Annotated in this window: 14 protein-coding genes and 1 pseudogene; 8 read left to right on the forward strand and 7 right to left on the reverse strand. The window is 71.1% G+C overall.

All coding sequences use genetic code 11. The features are described from left to right. Nucleotides 1–312: 312 nt before the first annotated feature. On the reverse strand, nt 313–918 hold the full coding sequence (locus AB0B28_RS08565) for an NAD(P)H-dependent oxidoreductase (RefSeq protein ID WP_360118652.1): 606 nt from the start codon (nt 916–918) through the stop codon (nt 313–315). Continuing rightward, nucleotides 919–2,178 (reverse strand): M18 family aminopeptidase, encoded by a 1,260-nt coding sequence (locus tag AB0B28_RS08570; RefSeq protein ID WP_360118653.1) that lies wholly within the window; start codon nt 2,176–2,178, stop codon nt 919–921. 79 nt (nt 2,179–2,257) lie between these two features. Between AB0B28_RS08570 and folP the strand changes: the two genes are divergently transcribed. After that, nucleotides 2,258–3,121, forward strand: a complete 864-nt coding sequence (gene folP / locus AB0B28_RS08575; RefSeq protein WP_360118654.1) for a dihydropteroate synthase — start codon at nt 2,258–2,260, stop codon at nt 3,119–3,121. Between the two features lie 48 nt (nt 3,122–3,169). Here folP and AB0B28_RS08580 read toward each other — a convergent pair whose 3' ends face one another. Both AB0B28_RS08580 and dapE read right to left on the reverse strand, forming a co-directional pair. Next, entirely contained in the window at nt 3,170–3,856 is a 687-nt protein-coding gene (locus AB0B28_RS08580) for a TIGR00730 family Rossman fold protein (protein ID WP_360118655.1), read from the reverse strand. Continuing rightward, a complete protein-coding gene (gene dapE / locus AB0B28_RS08585; protein WP_360118796.1) occupies nt 3,853–4,920 on the reverse strand; it encodes a succinyl-diaminopimelate desuccinylase in 1,068 nt (355 codons plus the stop codon). Before dapE ends, AB0B28_RS08580 begins: the two co-directional genes overlap by 4 nt. A 42-nt stretch (nt 4,921–4,962) precedes the next feature. Here dapE and AB0B28_RS08590 point away from each other — a divergent pair, with 42 nt between their 5' ends. Both AB0B28_RS08590 and AB0B28_RS08595 read left to right on the forward strand, forming a co-directional pair. Then, entirely contained in the window at nt 4,963–5,892 is a 930-nt protein-coding gene (locus AB0B28_RS08590; RefSeq protein ID WP_360118657.1) for a DapH/DapD/GlmU-related protein, read from the forward strand. A 229-nt stretch (nt 5,893–6,121) separates the two neighbouring features. Beyond that, nucleotides 6,122–6,493, forward strand: a complete 372-nt coding sequence (locus AB0B28_RS08595; protein ID WP_360118659.1) for a YbjQ family protein — start codon at nt 6,122–6,124, stop codon at nt 6,491–6,493. 127 nt (nt 6,494–6,620) lie between these two features. On the opposite strand, the gene AB0B28_RS08600 is transcribed toward AB0B28_RS08595, so the two are convergent. Continuing rightward, nucleotides 6,621–7,757, reverse strand: a complete 1,137-nt coding sequence (locus tag AB0B28_RS08600) for an Mrp/NBP35 family ATP-binding protein (RefSeq protein ID WP_360118661.1) — start codon at nt 7,755–7,757, stop codon at nt 6,621–6,623. A gap of 99 nt (nt 7,758–7,856) precedes the next feature. Here AB0B28_RS08600 and AB0B28_RS08605 point away from each other — a divergent pair, with 99 nt between their 5' ends. Further along, nucleotides 7,857–8,693: a PhzF family phenazine biosynthesis protein gene (locus AB0B28_RS08605; protein WP_360118662.1), complete on the forward strand. Its 837-nt coding sequence runs from the start codon at nt 7,857–7,859 to the stop codon at nt 8,691–8,693. A gap of 33 nt (nt 8,694–8,726) precedes the next feature. Here AB0B28_RS08605 and amrA read toward each other — a convergent pair. Then, nucleotides 8,727–9,278 (reverse strand): annotated as a pseudogene (gene amrA / locus AB0B28_RS08610) (AmmeMemoRadiSam system protein A); the annotation flags it as partial. A 128-nt stretch (nt 9,279–9,406) separates the two neighbouring features. Here amrA and AB0B28_RS08615 point away from each other — a divergent pair. Next, the gene (locus AB0B28_RS08615) at nt 9,407–10,321 is read left to right on the forward strand and encodes an SDR family NAD(P)-dependent oxidoreductase (RefSeq protein WP_360118664.1); all 915 of its coding nucleotides are present in this window, start codon (nt 9,407–9,409) and stop codon (nt 10,319–10,321) included. 58 nt (nt 10,322–10,379) lie between these two features. Continuing rightward, nucleotides 10,380–11,045 (forward strand): vitamin K epoxide reductase family protein, encoded by a 666-nt coding sequence (locus AB0B28_RS08620; RefSeq protein ID WP_360118666.1) that lies wholly within the window; start codon nt 10,380–10,382, stop codon nt 11,043–11,045. A 45-nt stretch (nt 11,046–11,090) separates the two neighbouring features. Here AB0B28_RS08620 and cysC read toward each other — a convergent pair whose 3' ends face one another. After that, on the reverse strand, nt 11,091–12,638 hold the full coding sequence (cysC, locus tag AB0B28_RS08625) for an adenylyl-sulfate kinase (RefSeq protein ID WP_360118798.1): 1,548 nt from the start codon (nt 12,636–12,638) through the stop codon (nt 11,091–11,093). 269 nt (nt 12,639–12,907) lie between these two features. Here cysC and ppc point away from each other — a divergent pair, with 269 nt between their 5' ends. Next, nucleotides 12,908–15,667 carry a phosphoenolpyruvate carboxylase gene (ppc, locus tag AB0B28_RS08630; RefSeq protein WP_360118668.1) on the forward strand — a complete coding sequence of 920 codons (2,760 nt, stop codon included), beginning with the start codon at nt 12,908–12,910 and terminating at the stop codon, nt 15,665–15,667. A 102-nt stretch (nt 15,668–15,769) separates the two neighbouring features. After that, nucleotides 15,770–16,588 carry a TrmH family RNA methyltransferase gene (locus AB0B28_RS08635; protein ID WP_360118670.1) on the forward strand — a complete coding sequence of 273 codons (819 nt, stop codon included), beginning with the start codon at nt 15,770–15,772 and terminating at the stop codon, nt 16,586–16,588. Nucleotides 16,589–16,706: the final 118 nt, after the last annotated feature.

A 16,706-nucleotide genomic window follows, 5' to 3' on the forward strand; every position in this document is an offset into this window, starting at 1 on the left:
CGCGACGCCGCCGACGAGGCGGCCGCAACGCGCGCGGGCGCTGCACGAGAGCGGGCTGGTCCGCGGCGGCGGTGATGAGGCGGTCGACCACGGCCGCCTGCGCCGTCTCGCTGTCCGCTCCCAACCTCTTCCCGAGCGCCGATGCTCTCGCTGCGCGGCAGCGGCTTCGCTCGCGCCCTCACTCCGTGTTGAACCTCGGCCCGAGCGCTTCGAGCGCTTCGAGCACTGCCGTGCTCGCAGGCGCTGCTCGGCAGCGGCATCGTCGTCACTCACGGGCCGCGCTGCGGCCGTTGCCCACGGCCGCTCGCGCTCTCACTCCGCTCCCAACCTCTTCCCGAGCGCTTCGAGCGTCGCGAGCGCCTCCGCGTACTCGCTCTCGCTGCGCTGCAACAGTTCCGGTGTCTTCGCGAGTGTGAACCCGACCGCCACCGTGGTGACGTCCATGCCCATCTCCTCGCCGAGGATCAACTCCAGCACCGGGGTCGCCAGGTCGCGCCCGGCGTTCGCTCCGCCCGGCCCGTAGTCGCCTCCTCGGGTTGTGACCAGCACGGCGGGCTTCCCGGCCAGCGGCATGACCGCGCCCGCGGTCGTGCCGGGGACGTGTACATGGTCGAGCCAGGCCTTCAGGCTCGACGGCAGCGAGTAGTTGTACAGCGGGTACCCGATCACCACCGCGTCGGCGCCGAGCAGCTCGGCGACGAGGCGCTCCTGCACCGGGTCCTCGTCGCGCTGCACCATGCGAAGCGGTGCGGCCCAATGCAGTTCAGGATCGCGCAGGTGCGGCACGGGTTCGGCGTGGAGGTCCCGGTGCACGACCGTGTCGCCCGGCGCGAACGCCGCCGCGAAGGCCGCGGTGAGCGCACGCGAGCGCGAGCCCTCCACCGCGGCCGAAGCGTCCAGATGAAGCAGCGTCGCCATCTAGTGCGTGAACAATCCGAGCGCGAGCGCCGCGAGGTGCCCGGGGTCCTCGGCGCCGCACAGCTCCCGCGCGGAGTGCATCGAGAGGATCGGCAGGCCCACGTCGACGGTGAGGATGCCCAGCTGCGTCCCCGAGATCGGCCCGATCGTGGTGCCGCCGGGGATGTCGTTGCGGTTCACATAGGTCTGCCACGGGATGCCCGCGGCCTCGGCCGAGCGCCGGAACAGGGCCTGCTCTTCGGCGCCGCTGGCGTAGCGCTGGTTGGCGCTGACCTTGATCATGGGGCCTTCGCCGGGGATCGGCCGGTGGCCCGGCTCGTGCTTCTCGGGGTAGTTCGGGTGGATCGCGTTGCCGGTGTCGGAGGACATCATCGCGGAGGCGGCGATCGCCCGCGCGTAGACCTCGAAGTCGTCGCCGATGAGCCGGTGCAGGACCGATTCGAGGAACGGCCCCTGCGCGGCCGAGTAGGTCATCGACCCGATCTCCTCGTAGTTGAACGCGGCGAGGACCGGGACGCGGGTGCCGGTGTCCTCGGCGGCGATGAGCGCTGCCACCCCGGCGTGGACGCTGGTGAGGTTGTCGAGCCGCCAGGCCGCGAACAGCTCCTGGTCCTTGCCGAGATAGGAGGGCGCGTCGAGTGCGGCGGCGAACAGGTCGTGGCCGTACACGTCCTCGGCGTTCACTCCGGCTTCGGCGGCGATGAACTCCAGGAACTCGCCCGCGCGCGGCTCGCCGAGGCCCCAGATCGGGGTCAGCTGCGCCTGCGGGTGGAGCTTCTGGCCCTCGTTGACGCCCCGGTCGAGGTGGATCGCCAGGCGCGGGACGCGCAGGAGCGGCCGGTCGACGTCGACGAGGACTTCGGTGCCGTCGCGCATGACCAGGCGCCCGGCCACCGAGAGGTCGCGGTCGAGCCAGGTCTGGTGCGGGACCCCGCCGTAGACCTCGACGGCGACCTGCTTCCAGCCGTACGCGCCGGTGTCGGGGTTGGGTTTGACCTTGAAGGTGGGGGTGTCGGTGTGGGCGCCGAAGATCCGGAACGAGTCGTACTCGGCGCCGTTGATCCGCCAGGCGATGATCGAGCCGTCGCGGACGGCGTAGTAGCCGCCCGGCTCGACCGGCCAGGGGTCGGTCTCGGCCAGGCGGGCGAACCCGGCGGCCTCCAGCCTGCGGCCCGCTTCGGCGCACGCGTGGTAGGGCGTGGGGCTGGCCTGGATGAACGCGGCGAGGTCGTCGGTGTGCGACCGGTCGAACCGGGGCATCGGAGCTCCTTCTGTGCTGGAGTCCCGCGTCGCCATGGTGCGGCTGGCGGGCGGCTGGTGCGGCTGTCAGCATAGTCAGATGCGAGCGTTGAAACTTGGCCGACGGGTGTTCGATGTCGGGGACTACGCGGTGATGGCGATCGTCAACCGCACGCCCGACTCCTTCTTCGACTCGGGCGCGACGTTCGCGTTCGACGCGGCGGTCGCGGCCGCCGACAGCGCGGTCGCGCAAGGGGCCGACATCCTCGACGTCGGGGGAGTCAAGGCCGGGGAGGGCCCGGAGGTCTCGGTGGCCGAGGAGATCGAGCGGGTGGTGCCGTTCATCGCCGCCGTCCACGAGAAGCACCCCGAGCTGGTGATCTCGGTCGACACGTGGCGCGGCGAGGTCGCGCGCGAGGCCGTGGCGGCCGGGGCCGAGCTCATCAACGACACCTGGGCGGGCTGGGACCCCGCGGTGATCGAGGTCGCCGCCGACACCGGCGCGGGCTTCGTGGTCTCCCACACCGGGGGGCTCCAGCCGCGCACGGTCGCGAAGAAGGCCGTCTACGGCGAGGTCGTGGCCGAGGTCCGCGCCGAACTGGTCGAGCGCGCCGAGGCCGCGGTGGCCGCCGGGGTCCGCGCCGACGGGATCCTCATCGACCCGACCCACGACTTCGGCAAGACCACCTACCACTCCCTCGACCTGACCCGCCGCTTGGACGAGCTGGCCGAGACCGGCTGGCCGGTCCTGGTCGCCCTGTCCCGCAAGGACTTCGTGGGCGAGACGCTCGACCTCCCGGTCGACCGCCGCCTCAACGGCACCCTCGCGGCCACGGCGATCTCGGCCTGGAACGGCGCCCGCGTCTTCCGCGCCCACGACGTGGCCGCCACCCGCGAAGTCCTCGACATGGTCGCCTCGATCCAAGGCCACCGCCCCCCGAAGGCCCCCCACCGCAGCCTCTGAACGCGGAACGGGCCGCCGCGGATCACCGCGGCGGCCCGTCTCAGCTCGTTACTCGGCCTTCTTCATGTGCTCCACTGCCTCGTCCAGGTCGTCGGTGACCAGGAGCAGGTCGACGTCGGCGGGGTTGATCATGCCGTTGCCGAGCATGGACTTGCGCAGCCAGTCGACCAGGCCGCCCCAGTAGTCGGTGCCGATGAGCGCGATCGGGAACTTGCCGACCTTCTGCGTCTGCACCAAGGTGAGCGACTCGAACAGCTCGTCCATGGTCCCGAAGCCGCCGGGCAGAGCGCAGAACCCGCACGAGTACTTCAGGAACATGACCTTGCGGACGAAGAAGTAGTGGAAGTCCAGCTGGATGTCCACGTACGGGTTGATGCCCTGCTCGAAGGGCAGCTCGATGCCCAGGCCCACGGACTTGACGCCCGCTTCGGCGGCCCCGCGGTTGGCGGCCTCCATCGCGCCCGGGCCGCCGCCGGTGATGACCGAGAACCCGGCCTCGCCGAGCTTGGCGCCCAGCTCGATGCCGAGCTTGTACTCCTCGGAGTCGACCGGCGTGCGGGCCGACCCGTAGACGCCGATGGCGTCGCCGAGCTCGGCGGCTTCGAGCGTGTCGAAGCCCTCCACGAACTCGGCCTGGATCTTCATGACCCGCCAGGACGCCTTCTGCTTCCACTCCTCCGAATGCCGGGTGTCGAGCAGGTGCTCGTCGGCGGTGACGCGGCGTTTCTGACTCATGGTGCCTCCACATAGGCTCGCAGGGCGTCGGCGCAGGACAGGATGCGCGGAATCTCGACGCGTTCGTCCTGCTTGTGGGCGAGGTTCGGGTCGCCCGGCCCGAAGTTGACGGCGGGGATGCCGAGGGTCGCGAAGCGCGCCACGTCGGTCCACCCCAGCTTGGCGCGGAACTCGCCCCCGGCGGCGGCCACGAACTCGGCGGCCTCGGGCCGGTCCAGCCCGGGACGGCACGACGGGGCCGAGTCGGTGATCTCGACCTCGAACCCGTCGAACACCTCGCGCACGTGCGCCTCGGCGGCGGCCTCGTCGCGGTCGGGCGCGAACCGGTAGTTGACCTCGACGCGGCACTCGTCCGGAATCACGTTTCCGGCGACGCCCCCGTCGATGAAGACCGCGTTCAGGCCCTCGTGGTAGGCGCAGCCGTTCACTTCGACCTCCCGCGCCTCGTACGCGTTGAGCCGCTCCAGGACCGGCGCGGCCCGGTGGATCGCGTTCTCGCCCTTCCACGACCTGGCCGAGTGGGCCCGCTTGCCGCGCAACGTGACCCGCGCGCGCATCGTCCCCTGGCACCCGGCCTCCACGAGCCCGTACGTGGGCTCCAGGAGGATTGCGAAGTCCGCGGCGAGCAGCTCGGGCCGGGTCTTCGCGAGCTTGTTGAGCCCGTTGTGCTCGGCCTCGATCTCCTCGCAGTCGTAGAACGCGAAGCTCAGGTCGAACTTCGGGTCGGTGACCGTGGCCGCGATCCACAGCGCCAGCGCGGTCCCCGACTTCATGTCGGAGGTCCCCAGGCCCCACATCACGTCGCCTTCGGTGCGGGTGGGGAAGTTGTCATTGACCGGGACGGTGTCGAGGTGCCCGGCGAGCATGACGCGCTTGTCCCGCCCCAGCTCGGTGCGGGCGATGAGCGTGTTGCCCACGCGCTCGGTCGTCAAGTGCCCCAAGGGCTTGAGGGCCGCCTCGACCGCGTCGCAGATCTCGGCCTCGTTCCAGGAGACCGAGGGGATGTCGCACAGGGCCCGGGTCAGCGCCACCGGGTCGGCGAGGACCGCCTCACTCAAAACCATCACATCCGCAGACGATACCCGCCGCCTGGATAGGCTCTGTGCATGAGTGAATTCCTGACTGACGCGGCCTGGGGCGTCGGCCTCGCCACCGTCGGTGCCGACGGCACCGTCCTCGACGTGTGGTTCACCCGCCTCGGCCTCGGCGAGGCCCCCGACGACGCCGCGGCCCCCGAGGTCGAGCGGCGAAGCCCCGCGGGCACGACCTCCAAGGGCATCGCGGTGGGCATCAAGTCCCTCGCCGACGAGCCGGTCGACACCGCCGACGTGTACCTGCGCCTCCACCTGCTCTCCCACCGCCACGCGATCCCGCACTCGGTGAACCTCTCGGGGATCTTCGGGCTGCTCCCCAACAACGCCTGGACCAACTTCGGGCCGCTCCCGGCCGACGAGGTGGGTGAGGCCCGCCTGCGCCTGCGCGCCGAGGGCCACGCGCTCGAAGTCAAGTCCCTCGACAAGTTCCCCCCGATGGCCGACTACGTGACGCCCGCCGGGGTGCGCATCGCCGACGCCTCGCGCGTGCGCCTGGGCGCGCACCTCGCCGAGGGCACCACGGTCATGCACGAGGGCTTCGTGAACTTCAACGCCGGGACGCTCGGCAACTCGATGGTCGAAGGCCGCATCTCGGCCGGGGTCCTGGTCGGCGACGGCTCGGACATCGGCGGCGGCTCCTCGATCATGGGCACGCTTTCGGGCGGCGGCAAAGAGGTCATCTCGATCGGTGAGCGCTGCCTCCTGGGCGCGAACGCCGGGATCGGGATCTCCTTGGGCGACAACTGCGTCGTGGCCGCCGGCTGCTACGTCACCGCCGGCTCCAAGGTCACCCTCCCCGACGGCTCGGTCGTCAAGGCCGCGACCCTCTCGGGCAAGGACAACCTCCAGTTCTGGACCAACACCCAGACCGGCGTGCTCGAAGTGCGGCCGCGCTCGGGCTCGTGGGGCGAGCTCAACGAGGCCCTCCACAGCGCCCAGTAGGACCGTATAGGATATATCCTATAGGGTTCTGCCTACCTCTTTCGTGGTCAGATAGGATATATCCTATATCCTATATCCTATAGGATTTAGTGCCCGAGGCTCCGGCGATGCCGGGGCCTCGCGGCGTCCCCAGTCCTCCCCGGTGCGTAGTACCCGAGTGCCACACGCGCTGGCGGACTTGGTTCCGCGGACCCATGCGCGGAGCCGCGAACTCCCATAGCGTTGCGGCATGGACAGAGTTGGAGAGTTCGGCGGCGCCAATCCGACCGCGGCCGGTTTCGTGGTCGTCACCACCGAGAACGTGCCCGGCTACGAGGTCACCGACACCCACGGCGAGGTCTTCGGCCTCACGGTGCGGTCGCGGAACATGGTCTCCGACATCGGCTCGGGCCTCAAGTCGATACTCGGCGGCGAACTCAAAGGCCTCACCAAGGCCCTCGCGGCCTCCCGCGAGGAGGCCCTGACCCGCATGATCGACCAGGCGAAGTCGATCGGCGCGAACGGCGTGGTGATGATGCGCTTCGACGTATCGGACGCCCGCGACATGGGCACCGAGGTCTGCGCCTACGGCACGGCCGTGACCGTCCGCAAGCTCCCGTAGGAAACCGGGGAAACAAAGCCGCGCGGCGGCCCATCGGGCCGCCGCGCGCACTAACGTCTTCTCAGGCCAGCTCAAGCCCGGCGCTGGCAGGCCGAAGCGTTCGAGGCCGACGCCCCGCATCGACCTCTCAGACCGGGCTCAGGCCCAGCTGCTTGCCCGCGAGCGAGACCTTCCGCACCGCGAGCTGGTCGGCGATCGCGCGGATCGCGCGCGAGGCCTCGCAGTCGGGGTCGGAGATCACCAGCGGTACCCCGGCGTCGCCGCCTTCGCGCAGCCGCGTGTCGAGCGGCACCTGGCCGAGCAGCGGCACTTCGGCGCCCACGTCCCGCGTCAAGGCCTCGGCCACGGTCTTGCCGCCGCCGGAGCCGAACGGCTCGATGTGCGTCCCGTCCGGGAGCGCCATCCACGACATGTTCTCGACCACGCCCACCAGCTTCTGGTGGGTCTGCGTCACGATCGCGCCCGCGCGTTCGGCGACCTCGGCCGCGGCCTGCTGCGGGGTGGTCACGACCACGAGTTCGGCGGTCGGCAGGAGCTGCGCCACCGAGATCGCGATGTCGCCGGTCCCCGGCGGCAGGTCGAGCAGGAGCACGTCCAGGTCGCCCCAGTACACGTCGGCGAGGAACTGCTGGAGCGCGCGGTGGAGCATCGGCCCGCGCCACACCACGGCGGTGTTCCCGGGCGTGAACATCCCGATCGAGATGACCTTCATGCCGTGCGCCTGCGGCGGCATGATCATGTCCTCGACCTGGGTCGGCGCGCCCTCGACGCCCAGCATCCGGGGGATCGAGTGCCCGTAGATGTCGGCGTCGGCCACCCCGACCGACAGGCCCTTCTCGGCGAGCGCGGCGGCGATGTTCACCGTCATCGACGACTTGCCCACCCCGCCCTTGCCCGAGGCGATCGCGAACACGCGGGTGCGCGACTCGGGCAGGTTGAACGGGATCACCGGTTCGGCGCCCGCCTTCCCGCCGCGCAGCTTCACCTGGAGGTCGGCGCGCTGCTGCTCGCTCATGACCCCGAATTCGAGTTCGAGGGCGTCGATCCCGGCCACGCCGTCCACTGCGGCGGCGATGTCGCGTTGCAGCGTGTCGCGCATGGGGCAGCCCGCGACGGTCAGGAGAATGGTGAGCTCCAGCCGTCCGCCGTCGACCACGACGGTGTCGACCATGCCCAGCTCGGTGATCGGGCGGCGGATCTCGGGGTCGTTGACGTGCGAGAGCGCTTCGTGCACGGCCTCGACGACGGCAGCGTTGTCAGACATGCGTCAATCGTAACCACGGACTCCGCAGCGCCAATGTGAGCGTAGCCTTACCGACCGCCGGATCACTGCCGCGCGCAGGCCGCGAGCTATACATGCCCCATGATCACTTTCGCCATCTATGACGTGTTCACCGACCGCCCCTACGCGGGCAACCAGCTCGCGGTGGTCTTCGACGGCCAGGACCTCACCGGGGCCCAGATGCAGGCCGTCGCGAAGGAGTTCGGGTACTCCGAGACCGTGTTCGTGCTCCCCGCCACCGTCGCCGAGGCCGACTATCGGGCCCGGATCTTCACTCCGGAGGAGGAGCTGCCCTTCGCCGGGCACCCCACCGTCGGCGCCTCGATCGCGGTGACCCGCTCGGGCCGCGTGAAGGCCCGCGACGGCAAGGTCGTCCAGGAGTGCGCGGCCGGTCTCATGGGGCTCCAACTCGACGGGGATACCGCGAAGCTCACCTCAACGGTCTTGGCGGTCGGCGAGCCGCTCGACGTGGAGACGGCCGCCGCGACGATCGGCCTGGACCCCGCGAAGGTGCTCGGGCGTCCTGGCCGGGCCAGCGCGGGCCTGGAGCACAACTTCGTGCGCCTCGCCGACGAGGACGTGCCCGCCGCGAGCGACCACCTCGGCGTCCTGAACCGGATCTACCTGTTCAGCTTCGACCCCGAGACGCACGCCGTGCACGCCCGCCTGTTCCACGAGGGCATGACCGAGGACCCGGCCACGGGCTCGGCAGCGGTCGCGCTCGGCGTCCACCTCGTGGCCGAAGGGCTTCTGACCGGCGACGGCGTCCACACCTACGAGATCTCGCAGGGCACCGAGATCGGACGCCCCTCGCGCCTGCTCGGCGAAGTGGTGGTCGAGAACGGCGAGGTGGTCGCCGCTTCGGTGACCGGTTCGGCCGTGCAGACCGCCGAGGGCACGCTCACGGTCCTCCCTTAAGGACTGTTCGGTGTAGGACGCTCCGGTGTACCGGTCGGCGGTCAGGCCCTCGGGCCAGGCCGCCGACCGCAACGCCGAGCCGACACCCCAGCCTCCCTTGCGCAGCAACGCCGTCACGAACCCTTCAGGCTCGCTCAGCCGCTCCCACACCGAAGGCAGGAACGTCGCGCGTCTGCCCGCCCCGTCGCGCAGCACCAGCCCGTCGACGCCGGGACGCAAGGCCCCCAACAGCTCCGCGAACGATGTCACGCCCATCGGCTCGGGGCGAGTCAGCACCGTCACGGTCACCACCAGATGCGGCACCTCGGCCTCGACCACCGCGGGCAGCCGCGGGTCGCGGGCCGCCGAGCGGGCGTTGCGCACCACGTCGACACCCAAGGGCCGCAACGCGGTCAACGTACCGATGCACCCGCGCAGGCGCCCGTCGCGCTCCAAGGTCACGAACGTGGCCGCCCGCCGCCCAAGCGATTCCAGCGCCGGGAAGCGCGCCAGCAGCGCCGCCGCGTCGGGCACCTCGGCCTCGAACGAGGTCGCCACCGCGCTTCGCGCCAGCGCCACCAGGACCGGGCCGGTCTCGGGCTCCATCCTTCGATGGTCGCACGCCGCAACGCACCCCGCACGTCCTCACCCGACCGGGTCGTCCGGAAGGCGCGGTTCGACACCGTTCGGCCCGGCGGTGGTGCGTTTTCCATCCGCCGTGAGAGACTGCGTCAATGAACGAACCGCGCCTGGGCCTTGACGCATTCGACTCCCCGTTCGACGCCGACGACACCGCTGATGACGCAGCCGAACGCGGCCTCGCCGACGTCATCGACCTCGCCTCCGGCAACCAGGCCAACCCGGCCAATCCGGCCGACCCCCAGCGCGGCCGCCTCCAGGAGCTCGACTCGCTCGCGGGCAAGATCGCGCTGGTGACCGGCGCGGGGGCCACCGACGGGATCGGGTTCGCGATCGCCACCCGGCTGCGCCTGGCGGGCGCCCACGTCGCGATCGTGTCCACCACCAAGCGCATCCACGAGCGGGCGGGGGAGATCGACGCGGTCGGGTTCGTGGCCGACCTGGCCGACGAGGCCGAGGTCGGGGGCCTGGCCGACGCGGTCACCGAGGCGCTCGGCGAGGTCGACATCCTCGTCAACAACGCCGGTCTGACCTCCAAGACCGACCCGGCCGTGGTCAAGCCGGTCGCGCAGCTCTCCTACGCCGACTGGCAGTCCGAGCTGGCCCGCAATCTCGACACCGCGTTCCTGGTCTCGCGCGCGTTCGTGCAGTCGATGGCCGAGCGCGGCTGGGGCCGCATCGTCAACATCGCGGCCACCGCGGGCGTGGTCAACGCCGTCCCCGCCGAAGCCGCTTACGCCGCAGCGAAAGCCGGGGTCACCGGCCTGACCAAGGCCCTCGCCACCGAAGTGGTCGCCGACGGCGTCACCGTCAACGCGATCGCCCCCGGGTTCATCCGCACCGGCTCCTCGACCGTGCCCGAGCTCCAAAAGGGACTCGACGGCCCGATCGGCCGCCCCGGCACCCCCGAAGAGGTCGCCGCCGCCGCGGTGTTCCTGTGCGCGCCTTCGGCCTCCTACGTCACCGGGCAGACGCTCGTGGTCGACGGCGGGCAGTCGCTGCGGGCCTGAACCGTCACAATCGGCCCAAGAAGCGCAACTCCACCCCGCCCGGCGTCGTTAGCCTTACGTGATCACCACGACGGCAACCGCGAAGCACACCCTGGAGGCGCACATGGACGAGGCCTTCGGCGAGACCCGAACCGAGACCAGAGGCCGCACCACTACGGGGCTCGTCCTGCTCATCGGCGGCCTCATCGGGCTCGCGGCCGCGTTCGACCTCACCTACGAGCGCATCGCCTCGCTCATCGACCCCGGGCACGTCATCTCCTGCGACTTCAACCCGGTCCTGTCCTGCGGCACCGTCATGAACACCGAGCAGGCCTCGGTGTTCGGCTTCCCCAACCCGATCATCGGGCTCGCGGCCTTCCCGCTCGTGGTCTTCACCGGGGTCCTGCTGCTGTCGCGGGTGAGCCTGCCGCGCTGGATCGCGCTGGCGTTCAACCTGGGGACGTTCGCCGGGTTCGTGTTCGTGTGCTGGCTGATCTTCCAGTCGGTCTACAACATCGGCGTCCTGTGCCCGTGGTGCATGGTCGTGTGGGCGGTCGTCCTGCCCATCTCGTGGTTCACCACGGTCCACAACCTCCGCTCGGGCGCGATCCCGGTCGGTGCGGACTGGCGCGACGCGGTCGACGACCTGCTGCGCTACCACTGGATCGGCCTGACCCTCCTCTACGCGGCGGTGATCATGGTCGTGGGCACCGGGTTCTGGGACTACTGGTCCACCCTGTTGTGACGGCAAAGGCCCCGGACCGGAGTCCGGGGCCTTTCCTCATGTCGCTCAGGCGAGTCGGAGCCCGATCGGCTCCAGCCAGCCGCCCTCGGAGAGGAACTCCAGGACCTGCTCGACGGCCTCGCCGACCGTCATGTCGGTGGTGTCGATCGTCAACTCCGCGTCCGGCGGGGTCTCGTACGGGTCGGAGATCCCGGTGAACTCCGGGATCTGTCCCGAGCGCGCCTTCGCGTACAGGCCCTTGCGGTCCCGCGACTCGCACACTTCGAGCGGGGTCGAGACGTGCACCAGCACGAAGTCGGCGCCCGCGGCCTCGGCCATGCGCCGCGCCTCGGCCCGGTCAGCCTCGTACGGCGCGATCGGCGCGGCCACCCCGATCCCGCCGTGGCGCGCGACCTCGGCGGCCACGAACCCGATCCGGCGGATGTTCACCGAGCGGTCCTCGCGGCTGAACCCGAGCCCGCTCGACAGCAGGCGGCGGACCACGTCGCCGTCGAACAGCGACACCGTGCGCGTCCCGTCCTCAAGGAGCGACTCGTGGACCCCGCGCGAGATCGTGGACTTCCCCGAACCGGACAGGCCGGTGAAGAACAGCACCAGGCCGCGCTGGCGCCGCGGCGGCCGGGCCTTGCGCAGCTCCTGGGCCACGCTCGGGGGCGTGTGCCATTCGGGCAGCCCGAACCCGCGGTCGAGCATGTCGGCGATCTCGGCCTCGCTCAACGCGATCCGCCGGAACGGCGGCTCGATGTCCTCGATGGGACGCCACTGGCCGTCCCGCGTGTCGTACGCCAGCTCGCGCGGCACCATCGAGCGCACGCCGTCGCCCCCGCCGAGCCCGTCGGGGCCGGTCATCAGGTGCGTGGCGCCGTACGCGGCCGCGACCTTCGCCGTCAGCAGGCCGTCGCGCAGCCGGTCGCCGCGCTTGGACAGCGGCACCGTCAGCACCGTGGCCGTCGGCAGCCGGTCCTTCGCCGCCAGCACCGACCTGACCAGCGCCGCCGTGGGCAGCCGCAGGTCGCGGTCGCCGTTCGTCTCGTCGCCGGTCGGGATCATCACCAGCACGTGGGCGGCCAGGTTGTGCGCCGCGCGCGCCAACTGCGCCAGTTGCGGGCGATGGAGCGGCTTGTCGGCCACCAGCGCCAGCACCCGCGGCTTGGTGTACGTGGTGCGCGCCTGCTCGGGCGTGGCCCGCAGGCCCGTGAACACCCCGTGCGCCGCGTCCGCGATCCGCCGCACCGGCCCGCCCACGCGCACCATGTCCGGGCCCAGCGCGTCGAGCGAATGGCACTCCACGGCCGCCACCGGCGCGCCCTCAGGGTCGGTGATCCGCAGCACACGCCGCTTCGGGTCGGGGTCGTCCAGACGCCGCGCCGTAGCCACCGGCACGTCCAACGTGACCGGCACCGGCCACGCCGTCCCGTCCGGCAACAGGCCCGTGCGCGTCACCGAGCGGGCCTCGGCCTCGCCCATGAACCCGCGCAGCGGCGCATAGGCTCCGTACAACAGCAGTTCGAGATCGGCCAGCTCATGCGGAAGCGGAGTGTGGCTCGGCGCCTCGGCGAGGATCTCCTCGGGCAGTACCCAGTCAGACATCAGCGGTCGGGATCCCTTCGCAAAGCAACCGGTCGGGGCGGCATCGATATCGGTCGCACCAGGGTAAGCCACGACCCCGTCACCCGCATCACCCGCCGAGCGCACCCCGATACGGCACCGTCCCGCATGCCGGACTCGGAAAGTGGCGCGGCCATTACCGGTAAGTTACGCTGACAGCGCCATAGAGCACTAGTGCACAGTGACTGACCGCGGACAAGGGCGTCGGCGCGAGCGACCCGCAGGGTTCGCCCAGACCTCCAGTGGAGACCTTGATGGACTACTTCGACTCCTCCAGCGGCACCGACGACCAGCCCCTGCGGCGCGACATCCGGCGCCTGGGCAACCTCCTCGGCCAGGCGCTCGTCCGCCAGGAGGGTCCCCAGCTCCTCGAACTCGTCGAGGAAGTACGCGGCCTGGTCCGCCACCAGCCCGAAGCGGTCGCCTCCCGCCTGGCCAAGCTCGACGTGAACGAGGAGGTCGACCTCGCACGCGCGTTCGCCACCTACTTCCACCTCGCGAACATCACCGAGCAGGTCCACCGCGCCCGCGAGATGCGCCGATCCCGCGCCGAGCACGGCGGCTGGCTCTCCCAGGCCCGCGCCGAGATCACCGCCGAGGACATCCCCGCCGACCAGATCGCCGCCGCGGCCGAGCGCCTCGAAGTCCGCCCGGTCTTCACCGCCCACCCCACCGAGGCCGCGCGCCGCTCGATCCTCATCAAGCTCCGAGGCATCGCCGACCTCCTCGACGCCGAGACCGCCGAGCGCGCCGTCCTCGGCTCGGCCGACGTCGACGCCGTCAACTCCCGCCTCGCCGAGATCATCGACCTGCTGTGGCAGACCGACGAACTGCGCGTCGAGAAGCCCGAGCCCACCGACGAGGCCCGCAACGCGATCTACTACCTCACCGACCTCTACCGCGACGCCGCCGGGCGGGTCCTCACCGACCTCAACGCCACCCTCACCGACCTCGGCGGCAGCCCGCGCCCGGGCAACGCGCCCCTGAAGTTCGGCACCTGGATCGGCGGCGACCGCGACGGCAACCCGTTCGTGACCCCCGAGGTCACCAAGCAGGTCCTGCTCATGCAGCACGAGCACGGCATCGCCGCCGCCGAAGGCGCCGTCGCCGGGCTCATCAACGAACTCTCGGTCTCCCAGTCGGTGCGCCCGGCCTCCCAGGAACTCCTCGACTCGGTCAAGGCCGACCTCGACCTCCTCGACGGGGCCATCCCCGCCCGCTACTTCCGCAACTACGCCGAAGAGCCCTACCGCCTCAAGGCCCGCGCGATCGAGGCCAAGCTCGCCAACACCCGCACCCGCCACGCCGCGAGCCTGCCCCACCGGCCCGGCTTCGACTACGCCGACGCCCGCGAACTCCTCGCCGACCTCCAGGTCATGCGCGACTCCCTCGCCCGCCAGCGGGGCCAGCTGCCCGCCAAGGGCGTCCTCGACCGCGTCATCCGCACCGTCGGCGCGTTCGGCCTCCAGCTCGCCACCATGGACGTCCGCGAGCACTCCGAGGCCCACCACGCCGTCCTCGCCGAGCTCTACGACGCCACCGGCGAACTCGACAAGCCCTACGCCGACCTCACCGCCGCCGAGCGCGGCGCACTCCTCGCCCGCGAACTCTCCGGCCAGCGGCCCCTCGCCCCCGCGAACGTCGAACTCACCTCGGCCAACCGCAAGACCTTCGACGTGTTCTCCGCGATCCGCGACGCCCAGGCCCAGTTCGGCGCCGACATCGTCGAGTCCTACATCATCTCCATGACCCACGATCCGGCCGACGTCCTCGCCCCGGTCATCCTCGCCCGCGACGCCGGGCTCATCGACGTCGCGCGCGGAAGGGCCGACATCGGCTTCGTGCCCCTCCTCGAAGAGGTCGCCGAGCTCTCCGGCGCCGACGCCCTCCTCGACCAGCTGCTCAGCCACCCGGCCTACCGCGCCGTCGTGGCCGCGCGCGGCGACGTCCAAGAGGTCATGCTCGGCTACTCCGACTCCAACAAGGACGCCGGCATCACCGCCAGCCAGTGGTCGATCCAGGCCGCCCAGCGGCAACTTCGCGACACCGCCGCCAAGCACGGCGTGCGCCTGCGACTCTTCCACGGCCGCGGCGGCACCATCGGGCGCGGCGGCGGCCCCACCCACGAGGCGATCCTGGCCCAGCCCTCGGGCACGCTCGACGGCGCCATCAAGATCACCGAGCAGGGCGAGGTCCTCTCCGACAAGTACACGCTGCCCGCGCTGGCGCGCGAGAACCTCGAACTGACGGTCGCCGCTTCGCTCAAGGCGACGCTGCTGCACCGCGAGCCGCGCCACGAGCCGGCCGTGCTCGACCGCTGGTTCAGCGTCATGGACCAGACCTCGGAGGCCGCCAAGACCGCCTACCGGGGCCTTACCTCCCGCGAGGGCCTGGCCGAGTACTTCTGGGCCGTGAGCCCCACCGAGCTCTTGGGCGCGTTGAACATCGGTTCGCGCCCCTCCAAGCGCCCGAACACCGACGCCGGGCTCGAAGGCCTGCGCGCCATCCCGTGGGTCTTCGGCTGGACGCAGTCGCGGCAGATCGTCCCGGGCTGGTACGGCGTGGGATCGGGCCTGGCCGCCGCCCGCGCGGCGGGCCTGGGCGACGACATCGCCGAGATGTACGAGAAGTGGCACTTCTTCCGCAACTTCGTCTCCAATGTGGAGATGACGCTGGCCAAGACCGACCTCTCGATCGCCGAGCAGTACGTCTCGACCCTGGTCCCGGCCGCTCTCCAGCCGATCTTCGCCGCGATCAAGGCCGAGCACGAGACCACGGTGGCCGAGACCCTCGCCCTCACCGGCGGCGAGCGCCTCCTGGACGCCAACCCGCAGCTCGCTCGCACGCTCGAAGTGCGCGACCGCTACCTCGCGCCGCTCCACCACCTTCAGATCTCGCTCCTGAAGCGCTACCGCTCCGAAGGCGGCGCCGACGGCGACGTGGACCCGCAGCTCAAGCGGGCCCTGCTCATCACCGTCAACGGCATCGCGGCGGGCCTGCGCAACACCGGCTGATCGCACCGCACCGACCCTATAGGATATATCCTATAGGGTCGGTGCGTGCTCGCCTGAAACCGGCCGTGGTAGGTTCGGCGCTCCATCCGACCCGGGAGAGCCATGTCCAAGACCCTGCGAGTGAGCGTGCGCAACGCCCGGTTCCAGCAGTGGGAGACCCTGCTGCACAATCGGACCAAGCGCCACCGGGCCGGGTCGTTCCTGGTCCAGGGCGTCCGAGCGATCACGATCGCCGTCGAGCACGGCTGGACGATCGAGGCCCTGCTCTACGACGCCGACCGAGGGCGCCTCTCCGACTGGGCCCGAGCGCAACTCGCCTCGCCGCACATCGAGCGGTTCGCCGTCTCGGCCCCGCTCATGGCCGAGCTCGGCGAGAAGGACGAGGACGCCCCCGAACTCCTCGCCCAGGTCAAGATCCCGCAGCCGCGCCTGGTCGACCTCACCACCGGACCCGACTGGCTCGGCCTGGTGGTCGACCGCCCGACCAGCCCCGGCAACCTCGGCACCCTGATCCGCTCGGCCGACGCCTTCGGCGCCGACGCGGTGGTCATCACCGGCCGCAACGCCGCGGACCCCTACGACCCCAAGGCCGTCCGCGCCTCGACCGGCAGCCTGTTCGCCGTCCCGGTCGTCCACGCCGCCTCGGCCCACGAGGTCGCCGAATGGGCCCGCGCCCGTCCCGAGCAGCCCTTCATCGTCGGTACCGACGAGAAGGGCGAGCGGACCCTCGCCGACCACGACCTCGCGGGCCCGACCCTCATCGTGGTCGGCAACGAGACCACCGGCATGTCCAAGGCCTGGTTCGACCTCGCCGACGCCACCGCCCGAATCCCCATGTCCCCCAAAGCGGCCTCCTCCCTCAACGCCGCCAACGCCGGATCGGTGGCCCTGTACGAGGCGGCGCGTCAGCGCGCCGAATAGATCCGGAGCCCGCCGCGAGCGCGGTTCCCGTTCGGATTCGTTCGGATTCGCCCTGACCCGCCGATGCTCGGGGATGCTGTCGTCGTGCCCCGATTCAGGGGCGACAACGGCTCCGAGG

The organism is Glycomyces sp. NPDC046736, from assembly GCF_040645615.1.
GTDB lineage: Bacteria > Actinomycetota > Actinomycetes > Mycobacteriales > Micromonosporaceae > Glycomyces.

Bases quoted from the DNA above. Each gene is read 5' to 3' on its own strand.
- AB0B28_RS08565 (WP_360118652.1), bottom strand. From the start codon at position 918: ATGGCGACGCTGCTTCATCTGGACGCTTCGGCCGCGGTGGAGGGCTCG.
- AB0B28_RS08570 (WP_360118653.1), bottom strand. From the start codon at position 2,178: ATGCCCCGGTTCGACCGGTCGCACACCGACGACCTCGCCGCGTTCATC.
- folP (WP_360118654.1), top strand. From the start codon at position 2,258: ATGCGAGCGTTGAAACTTGGCCGACGGGTGTTCGATGTCGGGGACTAC.
- AB0B28_RS08580 (WP_360118655.1), bottom strand. From the start codon at position 3,856: ATGAGTCAGAAACGCCGCGTCACCGCCGACGAGCACCTGCTCGACACC.
- dapE (WP_360118796.1), bottom strand. From the start codon at position 4,920: ATGGTTTTGAGTGAGGCGGTCCTCGCCGACCCGGTGGCGCTGACCCGG.
- AB0B28_RS08590 (WP_360118657.1), top strand. From the start codon at position 4,963: ATGAGTGAATTCCTGACTGACGCGGCCTGGGGCGTCGGCCTCGCCACC.
- AB0B28_RS08595 (WP_360118659.1), top strand. From the start codon at position 6,122: ATGGACAGAGTTGGAGAGTTCGGCGGCGCCAATCCGACCGCGGCCGGT.
- AB0B28_RS08600 (WP_360118661.1), bottom strand. From the start codon at position 7,757: ATGTCTGACAACGCTGCCGTCGTCGAGGCCGTGCACGAAGCGCTCTCG.
- AB0B28_RS08605 (WP_360118662.1), top strand. From the start codon at position 7,857: ATGATCACTTTCGCCATCTATGACGTGTTCACCGACCGCCCCTACGCG.
- AB0B28_RS08615 (WP_360118664.1), top strand. From the start codon at position 9,407: ATGAACGAACCGCGCCTGGGCCTTGACGCATTCGACTCCCCGTTCGAC.
- ppc (WP_360118668.1), top strand. From the start codon at position 12,908: ATGGACTACTTCGACTCCTCCAGCGGCACCGACGACCAGCCCCTGCGG.
- AB0B28_RS08635 (WP_360118670.1), top strand. From the start codon at position 15,770: ATGTCCAAGACCCTGCGAGTGAGCGTGCGCAACGCCCGGTTCCAGCAG.